We start from the raw sequence: 13,584 nt of genomic DNA, 5'->3' as shown, positions 1-13,584 counted from the left end.
GAGGATCGCGATTTTGGACGATACGCCAGTGCGCGCGGACGGGAGCCGGCCGCGCTGTTTTCGCGTTGCTCACGCCGGCGCTGCGCTTCCGGAGCTTCCGCGCGCACGGGTACAGCTTGATGAGCGCCGGGCGGCGGCGCTGGCCACGTTGCTTCCCTTGCTGGGATGTGGCGAGGAGGCGGCGGGAATGGCGTTTGACGGCCTTGCCGAATGCCATGCGCAGGATGATCCCACCGCCCGGACGCTGCGCGACATTGCCGCGGAAGAGCGCCTTCATGACCGGCTGATCCGACAGGTGCAGAGCGGCTTGCCCGAGGCGGCACAGGACCGGTCGCCAATCGAGGCGGCACGGCGGTTCCATATCGGTCTGGTTCGCGGCGGCCCGGCATTGCACCTGGCCCGTATCGCCGCGCTCGATTCGGCGGTGTGCCTGATGTTCGGGCGACTGCTGCGCCACGATGGCCCGGTCGCCGCCGATCCCGAAATCCTCTCGATCCTGCGGCGTATCCACCGCGACGAGGCGCGCCATGTCCGCGTGACACGCGGTCTCGCGCTCGATCACGGACTAACCGTGGCGATGCGCGATGCCGCAGCAGCCGCTCGCGGTGGACTTGCGGCGATCCTGCGGCTCGCCGGGGACGCTTTCGAGGCACTCCATGTCGACCCGGCGGTGCTCGACCGCGATCTTAGCCGACTGCCCGACGGACTGCTCAAAACATGACCGCAGCAACGCTCCAGGGTCACCCCTGGCTGTCGCAGGGCAAGATTGCGGTGCTCGGCACGGGACATGCGCTACCCGGCGCGCCGGTGACGACAGCGGCGCTGCTCGACCGGATCGCGGAGCGCTTCGACCTTTCCCGCCGCCGCGAGGCGCTGGCGGTGGCGCGGCGGATGGCCATCGACACGCGCCATGTTTGCCGCGATTTTGCAGCGGCTGACGAGGTGGCGCGACCGGGCCATGCCAATCCCGATCTGGCCGCCGCTGCGGTGAACGCCGCACTGGCCGATGCCGGCCTTGCGATCGGCGACATCGGGTATCTGATCGGCCACACCGCAACGCCGCTCCAACCGCTGCCGAGCAACATCGCCTTCGTCGCCGATCGGCTTGGATATGGCGGCCCCCATATCGAACTGCGCCAGGCCTGTACCGGCTTTGCCAATGCGTTGATGATCGCGTTCGGCTTATTGGCGGCACCGGGCGCGCGTCCGGTCGCGATTGTCGGCTCGGAAACCGGCTCGCTCTTCTTCGATCCCGCGCGGATCGCCGAGGATTCGGGGCAGTTGGTCAATATGGTGCAAATGGGGGACGGTGCCGGTGCCATCATCCTCGGTCCGGCGACCGATGGCGGCAGCAGCATTTCGGCGGCATGGTTTGGTGCGATCGGTCTTGGCCGTACCCCCGGGCTCCAGATGCGCGCCACCGGCCACCGCGAATTCGACCATGATTTTGCGGCGATCCTCGCATCCGGCACGCGATTGTTCGATGCCGGGCGGGAGGCAGCGGCGTTGCACGGGGTGGTGCCAGAGGCGGCGGATATCATCGTACCGCATCAGGTCAGCGGCCGGATCGGCGAGCAAAGCGCCGCGCATTTCGGTCTTCCGATCGAGCGCGTCTTCGTCAACGCCGACCGGCTCGGCAATACCGGTTCGGCGGCAATCTGGCTGGCGCTTGCCCAATTGCGCGAAACCGGGGCCGAAAGCGGCCTGCGCGCGCTCATTCTTGGGGCCGAGGCCACCAAATATATGCATGGCGGCTTTGTTTATGACCACGGCTGAACCGCTGGTCGAGGTTGTTGGCCTGGCCAAGAAGTACCGCACACGCACCGTCGTGCGCGATGTGACCTTGCGCCTGATGCCCGGCGAGATTGTCGGATTGGTTGGCGCCAATGGTGGTGGCAAGACCACGACGCTGCGCATCCTTGCGGGGTTGCTCCGCCCCGATTTGGGCAGTGGCGCCGTATTGGGCGACGACATCCGCGCTTCCGCCACCGCGCGACGCGCCCGGATCGGTTATATGCCGCAACGCCTTTCGCTTTACCCCGAACTGACCGTCGCCGAGAATTTGCGCTTTCGGGCCGATGCCCACGGACTTCCCGACGCGCGCGGCCAGGTTGAGGCCGCCGCCTTGCGCTGGGGGCTGGCTCCTGTGCTCACCACCCGGTTCGAACGGCTGTCGGGTGGATGGGGCCGGCGCGTGCAATTTGCCGCGACCTTGCTCCATGCGCCCCCCTTGCTGTTGCTCGACGAGCCGACCGCCGGGCTGGATGTCGTAACCCGCACCGATATCTGGCGCTGGTTGGTCGAGCTGGCCACGCGCGGCCACGGCATCGTCATCGCCACGCACGACCTTGCCGAGGCCGAGCGCTGCCCGACGATATTGCATTATCGCGATGGCGTGGTGGAGGGACCGATCACACCGAAGGTTTTAATCGACAAGAGCGGCGCGAGGACACTTGAGGCGGCGGTCGCGGCGTTGGCGACGGCAGCACCGCAATGATCGGCTTGCGACGGATTACGGCGATCGCCCGGGTCGAGGTGCTGCGACTGCTACGATCCCGCACGACCTTTACCCTGTTGGTGGTGGTGCCTGCGTTGCAGGTGCTGCTGTTCGGCTATGCAATTCGCCCCAATGTGGCGAGCGTGCGCGTTGCCATCGCCGCACCGACACCCGCCAACGCCGCCGATGCCGCGCGCGCGCTCCGGCGCTTGCCCGGGCTGGAAATCCTCGATGGCCCTTCGACACCCGGTGCCGCCGAGCGCGCAGTCCGCAGCGGCCACGCGTTGATTGGCATCGAGGTGCCCGCGCTGCGCTCTTTCGCCAATCCGACCCAGGTCCAGCGTCCGCTCCGTATCGTGGTTGACGGGACAAACCCGGTATTGACCAACGTGGCCGTCGCCCGGATCGAGGCGGGATATTGGCATGGGCTGGCCGAGCGCGCGGATGCCGCCGACAGCGGGCCCGGCTTTGCGGTGGAACGGCTGTATAACGCCGATGCGCGCGCGGACTGGACCTTTCTGCCCGCGCTGATCGGCGTAACGGTGATGATCGCAATGGTCATGCTGGGCAGCCTGAGCCTGGCGCGCGATCGTGAGACGGGCAGTTGGGAAGCCTTGCTCGCGCTCCCGATCAGCCGGGGAGACACCTTTGTGGGCAAGCTCCTCCCCTATGCGGCGATCGGCACGGCACAGGGTTTGCTGGTGCTGGCCGCAGGCGTGCTGCTGTTCGGTCTGCCGGTGCGCGGCAGCGTGGCTGCATTGATCCTCTTGCTCCCCTTGTTCGCCGCAGCGCACGTTGCACTGGGCTATGCGATCTCCGTCCGGGTAAGAACGCAGCTTGCCGCGTTGCAGGGCGCCGTCGCTTTCTATCTGCCGGCGATGCTGCTGTCGGGCTTTCTGTATCCGTTCGAAACCTTGCCGGAATGGGCACGCTGGATCGGCGGGGTCTTCCCGCTTACCCACTTCATCCGCGCCGCGCGTGAGGCGCTGCTGCGCGGCGGGCACGCGGTGGACATACTCGCCCACGGCTGGCCCATGCTTGTGTTCCTGGTGGTGGCCAGCACGGCGGCATTGCTGGCGCAACCGCGCCAGCTCAATTGAGCACGCCTGTAACCGGACCTGCCAACGCACCGAATGGAAGTTCAAGACCCCGCCGGGGCATTTGGGAGTTCGGTCATGTCATTCTTTCGCGCCGCCGCCGTCGCTCTCGCGACCTCTATCACCGTCAGCGCCGCCATGCCTGCACAGGCGGCCGAGTTTGCTCCGTTCGATCGCGCACAGTTTGAGGCAGCGCAGGCACAGGGGCGCCCGATCCTGCTCGACGTTCATGCCTGGTGGTGCCCGGTTTGCGGGTCGCAAGCGCGGACGATCAAACGCGTCGCAACGCCTGAAGCCTATCCCAAGCTGATCGTGTTCCGCATCAACTATGACACGCAAAAGGATGTGTGGCGGAGCTTTGGCGTCCGCAAGCAAGCGACGTTGATCGCCTTTCACGGCAAGCGCGAGACCGGGCGGATTGCCTATATGACCGACAAGGTGAAGATCGCCGATCTCATCGCCTCGACCGATCGCTGATCCGTGGCAAGCGGTCTCAGTCCAGCCCTCGCCTTTGCGGCGGGGGCACTAACCATCCTGTCGCCCTGCGTTCTGCCGCTGGTGCCGATCGTCATCGGCAGCGCGGCGCAGCGCCACAAATGGGGGCCCTTTGCCCTCGCGGTCGGCCTGGTTGCGTCCTTTACCCTGGTTGGTTTCGCGGTCGCCGTGCTCGGCGCGTCTTCGGGCTTTGACGGCGAAATCGTGCGGCAAGTGGGCGCGGTAATCCTACTGCTGGCAGGCGTTGTTCTGATGATGCAACGGGTGCAGGATTTGCTCTCCCGCATCGCGACACCGCTCGCCTCTTGGGCCGGGCAGCGCCAATCCGGGCTCGAACGGTTCGGCCTCGCGGGGCAGGCCGGGATCGGGGTGTTGCTCGGGCTCGTGTGGAGCCCGTGTGTCGGGCCGACGCTGGGCGCGGCGACCGTGCTCGCCGCGCAGGGGCAGAACCTCGCCGAAGTGGCCCTGGTGATGGCGGCATTTGGCGTCGGCATCGCGACCATGCTGCTGCTGATCGCCACCGCAACGCGCGGTTTCCTGTCGCGGTGGCGCGGTCGCCTGATGAGCACGGGCAAAGGCGGCAAGCGTGTGCTCGGCGCGCTGCTCATCATCGTCGGTGTGCTCATTCTGACCGGCGGGGACCGGCTGTTTGAAGGGTTCATCGTCAGCATCTCGCCCGACTGGCTCACTGACCTCACCACCACATATTGATCGCCAGCGCTCCCCCTGCACAGGGGGCCATTGCCTCCCCAATCGCCAAGGAAATTTTGATGTCGCTCGCTCGCTTTGTTCCCCTCGCCGCCGTCCTTTGCATCGCGGCCCCGGCTGTAGCGCAACCCGTCAAGCCATTCAGCCTTGCCGCGCTCAAGGCGGCGCAGGCGCGGGGCCAATCGGTGTTGATCGATGTGTACGCGCCGTGGTGCCCAATTTGCCGGGCGCAGGCACCGACGATCGACGCTATGGCGACTGATCCCGCTTATGCGAAACTCCAGATCCTGCGGCTCGATTACGATCATCAGACGGCAGAAAAGAAGGCGCTCGGTGTTTCCCGGCAGAGCACGCTGATCGCGTTTCAGGGGGCCAAGGAAACGGGCCGTGTGGTTGGCATTACCGATCCCGCGCAAATTCGTGAGCTGGCAATAAACGCGCTCCGCTAAGGTGCGCCGCACCATGCTCACGCGCCGAGGCGCAATCGCGGCCCTTGGGATAGGTGTGGTGGGTGCCGCTGCGTTGGCGCAGACAAATGCTGCGCCAACGTATGAGGATCCCGATGATCTTTATGCGGCCCTTGCCAATCAACCCGTCGAGCGGATTGCGCAGGCGGGTGGTGAAATTGCGCTGGTCTTCGCCGACGGTGCGCCCGGCGTGGATCGCGAACGTGTTCGTGCCTGGATCGGGCAAGCGGCCGATGCGGTGACCCGCTATTTCGGGCGCTTTCCGGTACAGCATTATGGTCTCCTCGTCATCGCGCAGGACGGCGATAGCGTGGGGCACGCCACGACCTTTGGCTATGCGGGATCGGCGACACGTATTCATGTCGGGCGTTCGGCGGACACCGCGGCGTTCGCGCGTGACTGGATTCTGACACACGAGATGCTGCACGCCGCCCTGCCCGACCTTCCCCGGCGGGCGTTGTGGCTCCAGGAAGGCAATGCCACCTATATCGAGCCGATTGCGCGGGCGCGCGCCGGGTACCTCTCCGAGCGGGAGGTTTGGCGTCAGTCGCTCGTTGGTATGCCAAAGGGCGAACCCGGCCCCGACGATGACGGCATGAACGGCACGAAAAGGTGGGCAAGGCTGTATTGGGGCGGCGCAACCTTCTGGCTGCAGGCAGAGGTCGACATCGCGCGCGCAAGCGGTGGGCGACACTCGCTGCGGGACGCCATGCGCGCGATCAACCGACAGAGCGGCGGCAACCATGTCGACTGGACACCCGAGCAATTGATGGCCGCAGGCGATGCGGCAACCGGGACCAACACGCTCACCCGCCTCTACACACGCTTCGCCGGGCAACGCGTGGTAACCGATCTCGACAGCCTGTTCGCCAGTCTTGGTATTGTCGATCGCGACGGTGATGTGGTGTTCGACGACGCGGCCCCGCTGGCGCATCTGCGCCGCAGCCTTACCCGCCGAGCGGCGTAACAGCGACGAAAGCGGGCCTGCGAACGAGGCGGGGATACGCTCCGTCAGCCGTCATCCAGATCGAGGAACGGAACAACGTCGTTGTCGGTCGCAAACCAGAGCCCGGACTGAACGTCCTCCGGTTGCTGGCGCGCAATCGCCACTGCCTCGGCCAGCGGGCCATAGAAGAGCGTTTGCGCAACCGGGTCGCTCTCATCGAGATAATAGAGCCGGACGGTCGTAGTGGAGGACGTACTGCGCATCGGCGGATCATGGAACCGCGCCGCGATCCGCGCAAGATTCAGCTCGCGGCAATCGTTGCCTCGGCGGCGGCGAGCACCCCGACCAGATGCTGCACGGTGGCTCGCAATTCGGTCAGGTCCCCAGGTGACAAAGCGAGGCCGCTCACCAGCGTCAAGGGCACATCGCGCGCCGCGTCCCGCAGCGCCTCGCCTTGTTCGGTCAACCCCACCAAAACGCGCCGTTCATCGGTGGCGTCGCGCTGGCGCGTTACCAGCCCCGCCGCCGCCATCCGCTTGAGCAACGGCGTCAGCGTCCCGCTGTCGAGATGCAGCCGCTCGCCGAGCGTACCGACGCTTTGCGGTGCCTGCTCCCACAGCACCAGCATCACCAGATATTGTGGATAAGTTAGTCCGAGCTTGGCCAGCACCGGGCGATAAAGCCGGCTGAACAGGTTGGAGGCGGCATAAAGCGGGAAGCACACCTGCAGGTCGAGCCGCAGGAAATCATCGTCTTCGCGCATTGCCGCCTCCGTGTCGGTCACCTGGTGGTAACGGTGATCTTGACGTCGATATTGCCCTTTACCGCATTAGAATAGGGGCAGACGGCATGGGCCGCCGCGACGATGGCCTCCGCGCTGGCCTGGTCGAGCCCGGTAATCGTCACGTCGAGCGCGACCGAAAGCACGAAGCCGCCCGACGCGTTGGGCGACAAGCCAACCTCCGCCGCCACGACGATGTCGCCATCCTTGACCTTCTCGGTCTTGCCGCGCGTCACGTGGATTACGGCATTTCCAAAGCAGGCGGCATAGCCGGCGGCAAACAATTGCTCGGGATTGGTCGCCCCGCCCTTGCCACCGAGCGAGGTGGGGAGCGCGAGCTGGAGGTCGAGCAGGCCGTCCTCGCTGCGAACTGTACCGCCACGACCGCCGACGGCGGTTACCTTGGTGTGATAGAGCGTGCTCATGATCGTCTCCTTGAGAAAATGCGGGTGTCGGACGCACATTTATATTGTGTACAATTTAATTGATTACAAGTAATATCGACAGGTGCATTTTTCCGCGGAAAACCCCACATTGTGGTTCAACGCTCCTCCAGCCCCAGATGGTGCCTCATGCCAAAGCCGATGAAGATCGATTTCGTTTCCGACGTGTCCTGCCCGTGGTGCATCATCGGGCTGCGCGGGCTGGAGGAAGCGCTGTCGCGGACCAGCGACTTGATCGACGCCGACATCACCTTCCAACCCTTCGAGCTCAATCCGCACATGGGCAAGGACGGCCAGAATATCGGGGAGCATGTCGCCGAAAAATATGGCGCGACGCCGGAACAGTCGGCGGCCAACCGCGCGATGATCCGGCAACGCGCCGCCGATCTCGGCTTTACGATGCACATGAGCGACACCAGCCGGATCTACAATACCTTCGACGCCCACCGACTGCTGCACTGGGCGGAGCTTGAGGGCAAACAGGCAGCGCTAAAACGCGCACTGTTCGAAGCCTATTTCACCAATCAACAGGACCCGTCGGACCATGCGGTGCTGGTCGCAATTGCCGCGACGGTTGGGCTCGATCCCGCACGCGCCACCGAGATTCTCGTAAGCGACGAATATGCGCGCGAGGTTCGCGCCGCCGAACAGCTTTGGCAGTCACGCGGGATTAACGCGGTCCCCGCGATCGTCATCAACGAGCGCTATCTCATTTCGGGCGGACAACCTCCCGAAGCCTTCGAGCAGGCCCTGCGCGAAATTGCTGCGGCCTGATTACCGGGACAACGCAAGTGCCGCCCGTGCGGAGGAGAAGCGCACTAAAACGCGCGTGGCGTCGGGGTATCGGTCACCCCGTCGCCCGCACGAAGGCATCGCGGAATTGCTCGAGTTCGTGCGAGTCGATGTCCGAAACCGCCCAAAATTCCAGGCCCCCGCTCGTCCAACGCTCCAGACCATAGCCCTCGCGCCGGGTGATGATGCCAACAGGCGACGAAAAGCTGCCCGCAGGCAGCACGAACAGGTTGATGGTGTGCAAACGCCGATGATAGACGATCGCCGGGACAACCCGGCCATCCAGATAATCCAGCCGCCCCCCGACCAGCGGAAATCCCTGTCCGGCGAGTTCGGGCACCGGCGGCGCGAAATCGATCCGCCCGTTGAACCACGGTTTTACGACGTGCCGGTTCGAAGTGGCGACGTCGGTCAGGTGATTGGCCAACAACGACCGTACATGGTTGGCGACAAGTTGATCCTGTACCGAGCCCGTGGTGAGTTGCGGCACGGCAACCAGCAAAGCCAGGCTCGCCGCCAGCGCCGTTACGGCGCCTCCCGCCATCCACGAGCTGACCGATTTCCGGACCGTCGGTGGAACAGAGCGCGATTGCGCAGGCCGCTGCGCAGCTATATCGGCCTCGATCCGTGCGCGCAGCGATGATGGAGCCCGGTATTGCAGCGCCGGATCGCGCGCCTGCTCGCTCACCCTCTCCAGCCGCGCAAATTCTTCAGCGCAGCCGACACAGCTTTTCAAATGCGCCTCAAATGCGACGCTGTTCACCGCATCTAGCTCACCATCGAGCAGTGCGTGCAGGTGGAGCAGCCGGTCCTCACACGCGGTCATGCGCATTCCTCCTGCGGCGCGTCGCGCTGCGGCAACAGCAATGTCGCGAGCATATCCCGCGCCCGCGCCAGTCTGGACATCACGGTTCCGATCGGAACCTCGGTCACGGCGGCAATTTCACGGTACGACATCTGTTCCATTTCCCGCAGGACCAGCGCCTCCCGGAAGGGTTCCGGCAGGGCGGCGATCACGGTGCGAACACCTTCCACTTCCTGTTGACGAAGCAATGCGGCTTCGGGCGTTTCCCCCTCATCGGGATAATTGTCGATCGCCGCAGCCTGGCCCTCGCTCAGCCCCGCCTGATCGATCAGAACCCGGCTGCGCGCCATTGCGGCACGCGCCCGGTCACGCCAGCAATTGCGCACGATCGCGAACAGCCACGCCTTGGCCGACCCGCCCTGATAGCTTCCAAAGGCACGGAAGGCGTTGAGAAAGGCTTCCTGAGCGATGTCTTCCGCCGCTGTCGGGTCCGCGGTGAGGTAACGCGCCAAGCTATAGGCCGCATCGAGGTGCGGTAGCATCACCTCGCGAAAGCGCCGTGCCTCGTCCGAAACGGCGGCATCCCCCGCCCGCGCCCGCCCATTGAAGACAAGCCGGGGCCGAAATATGCTGCCGCGCCGGTCCATCACGCCACTCCACCGCGCATCGCTTTGCCTCTCTTAAGCCGTGACCATCACCTTGCCCGTCATGTGCGGATGGAGCGAGCAGAAATAGCCATAGGCTCCCGCCTTGGTGAAGGTGAAGGTGAAGGAGTCACCGGTATCCAGCACCTTCGATTTGAACAGCTTGGTGCCCGAGACAACCGTGTGGGGGATGTCGTCGTCATTTACCCAGGTTATGGTTTGCCCAACCTTCACCTTCAGCGTTTCCGGCCCGAAGGTGAAGTTGGAGATGTGGACCGTCGGCGCGGCAACCGCCGCCGCCTGCGCAAGCGCAGGCCGACTGACTGCAGGAGCCGCGACCGTTCCAGCAAGGGCGGCCAAAAGAACGATACGGTAAGGGAACATCGGGGGTATCTCCAATTAAGCCGAAAGCGTTTTGTCGACGAGCGCAATCTGATGCTCGCCACGCTTGAAGGTCGCTTCGGTAATGCCGAGCAAGTCACGCAATTGCCCCGCCGGAACCACTTGCGGGCCGGGTGACGGCGCCGTGCCTGGCATAGGCTGCGGGAATGCGGTCGACCGGGCGGTGTGGAAGATCATATTGCCCTCCACCTTCTGCGCGATCTGGTGGATGTGGCCGTTGAGGATCGTGACCGAGCCGAAGCGCCGCAGATGCGTCAGCGCCTGCGCCGAATCATCGGTGCCCCAGCCCCATTCAGCGTAGAGAATCCACAGCGGAATGTGTGCGAAGACGACAATCGGCGTCGAGGAGGCATGGCCCGCCAGATCCTTCGCCAACCAGGCAAGCTGCTCGGCCCCGAGCCGCCCGGCACCGCCGGGCTTGAGATCGGCGACATTGACCAGGCCGACAAAGTGGACGCCCTTATGGTCGAAGCTGAACCAGCCAGCGCCCTTGCTGCCCTTGCCGTAGCGCGCGAGGAAAGCCTTGCCATTGCCCTCGTCGAGCATGTCGTGCTCGCCCGGAACATGGAAGGTCTGGATACCGGCCTCTTTCAGAATCTGGTCGGCATCGTCGAATTCCTGGTCGCGCGACAATTGCGTGATGTCGCCGGTGTGGATGATGAAGTCCGGCTTTTCCGGCATCGCGATGACCTTGGACACCGCCTCGCGATAGGTCGCGCGCGCATCCGGATTGGCGGGCTTGGCGAAACCGACATGGCTGTCGCTGAGCTGAAGGAAGGTGAAGCTTGCCGCCGCACTGCTGCCCTTGCCAGCGCCCAGCATCGCGCTGGAGGCGACACCGCCGGACAGCGCCCAGAGTGCGCCGGTGCCGGCCCAGGCCATGCACTTCAAGGCATCGCGGCGATCGGTTGGATTGTCAAAAAGGTCCATGATGTGCACTCCAAGATGGGGGTTCAGGAGAGAAGACGGACGCACTCCCGCTTTTATTCCAGGCCCGAGAAAAAAGTCACCGACGCCGCACTCGTGTGAAGGCCCCCCCAAGGACTGGGCAGGTCTCATTCACCGTGCCCAGTCCTCATATAGAGCGGAATCCGCGGCCCGGACCAGAATGGGCCCTACTCGGCCATGCTGACCGGGCGGCCTGCAGACACACCTTCGTTCCGCGCCCTGCCCGCTTTTCGCACAGTCCCGGTCGACCACGGCAGCATCGATTGCAGCACTTCGTCTTTGACCACGATACGATGGAACAGCGCCGCGAGAACATGCAGCGCGATCAGCCCGAGAAGAACCCAGGCGACGTTTTCGTGGAGATCGTGGAATAGCCGGGTCAGCGCCTTGTCGCGCTCCATCACGACCGGCATCGTGGCCCCCAGAACCACGAACGCCTTTCCGCGCGTGAAGCTTTGCACCAGCCCGGTTAGCGGCTGAACGAACATCAGGGCGTAGAGCCCATATTCGCTGAGTTTCGCCGCCCCTTGCTGCACCTGCCCCATCGTCGCGGGGAAAGGCGGCAAATAAGCGCGCGATAGACGCCAGCCCAAGCGCGTCACAGCCGCGAGCAACAATGCGACGCCAAGCGAGCGGTGCAGCGTCAACAGCAGCGCCGCCGTCTCCCCATCCTCGACCGCTTCCAGGCTCCAGATACTGGCAAACAACCCGACGATCAGTAGCACGGTGATCCAGTGCAGCCCGATCGTCACCCGGTCAAAGCGTCGCGGTTTCGCCCGCGCCTGCGCGCAATCCTCGCTGTCAAACGTTGAATATGTCATGATCGATCCCGGCGCGAACGATCGACCCGGCCGTAATTGGCCTCGGGGATGTTGCGCATGGTGGCAGACGGGCGCCACTGCGCTTTTATTCCCGAGCCGTCGCAATACCGACGTCACGTTGCCCTGTGAGATCGATGCCCGCAAAATGGCTCCGCGCGGCATCGATCATGGCCCGGACATTGACCGATGCACGGCGATTGGCCTGATAGACCAGATGCACCGGCATCAACGGCGCGGCGACTTCGTCAAGGACCGTCACCAACGCGCCATCGGTGATCGCGTCGATCGCCTGATACGACAATACGCGTGCGATGCCCAAGCCCGCGATTGCCGCCGCAATCGCCGCATCGGCGGTGTTGACGACCAAGCGCGGTTCGATCCGGATCGCCGGGGAACCGGACGGGCCGAACCGCCATTCCGGCGCGCGGTCGATTTCCGCGAACGAAATCAGGTCATGATCGTGCAGGGCCGGGATATTCGCCGGAGTGCCGCGCGCGGCAAGGTAGGCCGGGTTCGCCACCAAAATTCGCCGCACTTCCGCAACCTTGAGCGCGTGCAGCGCACTGTCGGAGAGGTCGCCGATCCGCACCGCGACATCGATCCCTTCATCAACCAGCCGAACAACGCGATCGACCAGCGTCAGCGACACACGCAGCAGCGGATGCGCCCGCAGCAAGCCGTCCACCAGTGGCAGAATATGCAGCCGTCCAAAGCAAGCCGGCGCGGTGATGACCAGCGTTCCACCGGGCGTGGCACCATCCCCCCGCAACGCAAGCGCCGCATCGTCGAGCTCCAGCAGCGCCGCGCGACATCGCTCGAGATAGGCCGCGCCATCCTCCGTCAACCGGACCGAGCGGGTTGTGCGGCGCAGCAAAGCCGTGCCGAGCGACGCCTCAAGCGACGCCACCGCCCGGCTCGCCGCAGTCGGCGAAATTCGCAAAAGGCGCGCAGCCTCGGCAAAGCTCGCCCGGTCCGCCACCGCAACGAAGGTTCGCAACTCATCAAGCCGGTCCATAATTATCCCGAAATTCGCATGAGTGAAGTGTATAATGATCCAATTATCACAACCCGCCTCAAATGCCATCTTCTATGGGCAGGCCGCATCCAGCCGCTTGCACGGAGAAAATTCGATGTCCCGCCTTGCTATTCTTGCTCGTGAAGACGCCCCCGCCGCATCGCAGCCGCTGCTCGACGCTGTCGAAAAGCAGCTTGGGTCGGTTCCCAATCTTTTCCGCCTGGTCGCCAGCAGCCCCGCAGCACTGGAGGGCTATCTCGGTCTCAACGGCGCGCTTGGCCATACGCTCGATGCCAAGACCCGTGAGCGGATTGCCATCACCACGGCCCAGGCCAATGGCTGCGATTACTGCCTGTCGGCGCACACCTATCTGGGTCTCAACCTCGCCAAAATCGACGACGCCGAAATCGCGCTGAACCGCGCCGGTCACTCGGGCGATGCGAAGGCCGATGCGGCGATCGTGTTTGCGCGTCAGGTCCTGACTGCGCACGGCAAGGTCAGCGATGGCGATGTCGCCGCTGTCCGTGGTGCGGGCTTCTCCGATGCGCAGGTGATCGAAATCGTCGCCTCGGTCGCGCTCAACGTGCTGACCAACTACATCAACAATGTCGCCGAAACCGACATTGATTTCCCCGTGGTCAGCACCGCAGACGCGGCCTGATTGTTTTGGCCGCCGGCGGGGACCTTCATAGGTTCCCGTCGGCGGCATTCCCTGTTGGGGAG

At 64.6% G+C, this 13,584-nt stretch carries 19 protein-coding genes; 10 read left to right on the top strand and 9 right to left on the bottom strand.

Going from position 1 to position 13,584, the window contains the following annotated elements:
- Positions 1–187 precede the first annotated feature (187 nt).
- The 8 genes from WC704_RS15225 (at position 188) to WC704_RS15190 (ending at position 6,231) form a co-directional block, all read left to right on the top strand.
- Complete coding sequence (locus WC704_RS15225; protein ID WP_372891388.1) at positions 188–721, top strand: 3-oxoacyl-ACP synthase; 534 nt, start codon at positions 188–190, stop codon at positions 719–721.
- Positions 718–1,776 (top strand): 3-oxoacyl-ACP synthase III family protein, encoded by a 1,059-nt coding sequence (locus WC704_RS15220; RefSeq protein ID WP_372891386.1) that lies wholly within the window; start codon positions 718–720, stop codon positions 1,774–1,776. The genes WC704_RS15225 and WC704_RS15220 overlap by 4 nt, the downstream gene beginning before the upstream one ends.
- Positions 1,763–2,497: an ABC transporter ATP-binding protein gene (locus WC704_RS15215; protein WP_372891384.1), complete on the top strand. Its 735-nt coding sequence runs from the start codon at positions 1,763–1,765 to the stop codon at positions 2,495–2,497. The genes WC704_RS15220 and WC704_RS15215 overlap by 14 nt, the downstream gene beginning before the upstream one ends.
- Entirely contained in the window at positions 2,494–3,597 is a 1,104-nt protein-coding gene (locus WC704_RS15210; RefSeq protein ID WP_372891382.1) for an ABC transporter permease, read from the top strand. The genes WC704_RS15215 and WC704_RS15210 overlap by 4 nt, the downstream gene beginning before the upstream one ends.
- Before the next feature lie 75 nt (positions 3,598–3,672).
- The gene (locus WC704_RS15205; RefSeq protein WP_372891380.1) at positions 3,673–4,071 is read left to right on the top strand and encodes a thioredoxin family protein; all 399 of its coding nucleotides are present in this window, start codon (positions 3,673–3,675) and stop codon (positions 4,069–4,071) included.
- A 3-nt stretch (positions 4,072–4,074) separates the two neighbouring features.
- Positions 4,075–4,800, top strand: coding sequence for a cytochrome c biogenesis CcdA family protein (locus WC704_RS15200; protein ID WP_372891378.1), 726 nt, complete (start codon positions 4,075–4,077; stop codon positions 4,798–4,800).
- Positions 4,801–4,859: 59 nt separating this feature from the next.
- A complete protein-coding gene (locus WC704_RS15195) occupies positions 4,860–5,246 on the top strand; it encodes a thioredoxin family protein (RefSeq protein ID WP_372891376.1) in 387 nt (128 codons plus the stop codon).
- 58 nt (positions 5,247–5,304) lie between these two features.
- A complete protein-coding gene (locus WC704_RS15190; RefSeq protein WP_372891374.1) occupies positions 5,305–6,231 on the top strand; it encodes a hypothetical protein in 927 nt (308 codons plus the stop codon).
- Between the two features lie 44 nt (positions 6,232–6,275).
- Here the strand turns inward: WC704_RS15190 and WC704_RS15185 are convergent, their stop codons facing one another.
- Genes WC704_RS15185 through WC704_RS15175 form a run of 3 tightly spaced genes read right to left on the bottom strand, consistent with a single transcriptional unit; the run spans position 6,276 to position 7,416 of the window.
- Positions 6,276–6,473, bottom strand: a complete 198-nt coding sequence (locus tag WC704_RS15185; RefSeq protein WP_372891372.1) for a hypothetical protein — start codon at positions 6,471–6,473, stop codon at positions 6,276–6,278.
- 38 nt (positions 6,474–6,511) lie between these two features.
- The gene (locus WC704_RS15180; protein WP_372891370.1) at positions 6,512–6,973 is read right to left on the bottom strand and encodes a MarR family winged helix-turn-helix transcriptional regulator; all 462 of its coding nucleotides are present in this window, start codon (positions 6,971–6,973) and stop codon (positions 6,512–6,514) included.
- A 17-nt stretch (positions 6,974–6,990) separates the two neighbouring features.
- On the bottom strand, positions 6,991–7,416 hold the full coding sequence (locus WC704_RS15175; protein WP_372891368.1) for an organic hydroperoxide resistance protein: 426 nt from the start codon (positions 7,414–7,416) through the stop codon (positions 6,991–6,993).
- A gap of 147 nt (positions 7,417–7,563) precedes the next feature.
- Here WC704_RS15175 and WC704_RS15170 point away from each other — a divergent pair, with 147 nt between their 5' ends.
- Complete coding sequence (locus tag WC704_RS15170; protein ID WP_372891366.1) at positions 7,564–8,208, top strand: DsbA family oxidoreductase; 645 nt, start codon at positions 7,564–7,566, stop codon at positions 8,206–8,208.
- 73 nt (positions 8,209–8,281) lie between these two features.
- Here WC704_RS15170 and WC704_RS15165 read toward each other — a convergent pair whose 3' ends face one another.
- The 6 genes from WC704_RS15165 to WC704_RS15140 form a co-directional block, all read right to left on the bottom strand.
- Entirely contained in the window at positions 8,282–9,052 is a 771-nt protein-coding gene (locus tag WC704_RS15165) for an anti-sigma factor (RefSeq protein ID WP_372891364.1), read from the bottom strand.
- Entirely contained in the window at positions 9,049–9,678 is a 630-nt protein-coding gene (locus WC704_RS15160) for a sigma-70 family RNA polymerase sigma factor (protein ID WP_372891362.1), read from the bottom strand. The genes WC704_RS15165 and WC704_RS15160 overlap by 4 nt, the downstream gene beginning before the upstream one ends.
- 33 nt (positions 9,679–9,711) lie before the next feature.
- A complete protein-coding gene (locus WC704_RS15155) occupies positions 9,712–10,059 on the bottom strand; it encodes a cupredoxin family copper-binding protein (protein WP_372891360.1) in 348 nt (115 codons plus the stop codon).
- A 15-nt stretch (positions 10,060–10,074) separates the two neighbouring features.
- Positions 10,075–11,007 carry a metallophosphoesterase gene (locus WC704_RS15150; protein WP_372891358.1) on the bottom strand — a complete coding sequence of 311 codons (933 nt, stop codon included), beginning with the start codon at positions 11,005–11,007 and terminating at the stop codon, positions 10,075–10,077.
- Positions 11,008–11,192: 185 nt separating this feature from the next.
- Complete coding sequence (locus tag WC704_RS15145; protein ID WP_372891356.1) at positions 11,193–11,846, bottom strand: cytochrome b; 654 nt, start codon at positions 11,844–11,846, stop codon at positions 11,193–11,195.
- Positions 11,847–11,931: 85 nt separating this feature from the next.
- A complete protein-coding gene (locus tag WC704_RS15140) occupies positions 11,932–12,861 on the bottom strand; it encodes a LysR family transcriptional regulator (protein ID WP_372891354.1) in 930 nt (309 codons plus the stop codon).
- Positions 12,862–12,976: 115 nt separating this feature from the next.
- Here WC704_RS15140 and WC704_RS15135 point away from each other — a divergent pair, with 115 nt between their 5' ends.
- Positions 12,977–13,522 (top strand): carboxymuconolactone decarboxylase family protein, encoded by a 546-nt coding sequence (locus WC704_RS15135; RefSeq protein ID WP_372891352.1) that lies wholly within the window; start codon positions 12,977–12,979, stop codon positions 13,520–13,522.
- Positions 13,523–13,584: the final 62 nt, after the last annotated feature.

Origin of the sequence: Sphingomonas sp. (assembly GCF_041661885.1) — a bacterium.
In the GTDB taxonomy this organism is placed as follows: Bacteria; Pseudomonadota; Alphaproteobacteria; order Sphingomonadales; family Sphingomonadaceae; genus Sphingomonas.
The sequence above is the reverse complement of the archived record's forward strand: the minus strand, read 5'-3'. Positions and strand labels throughout refer to the sequence as shown.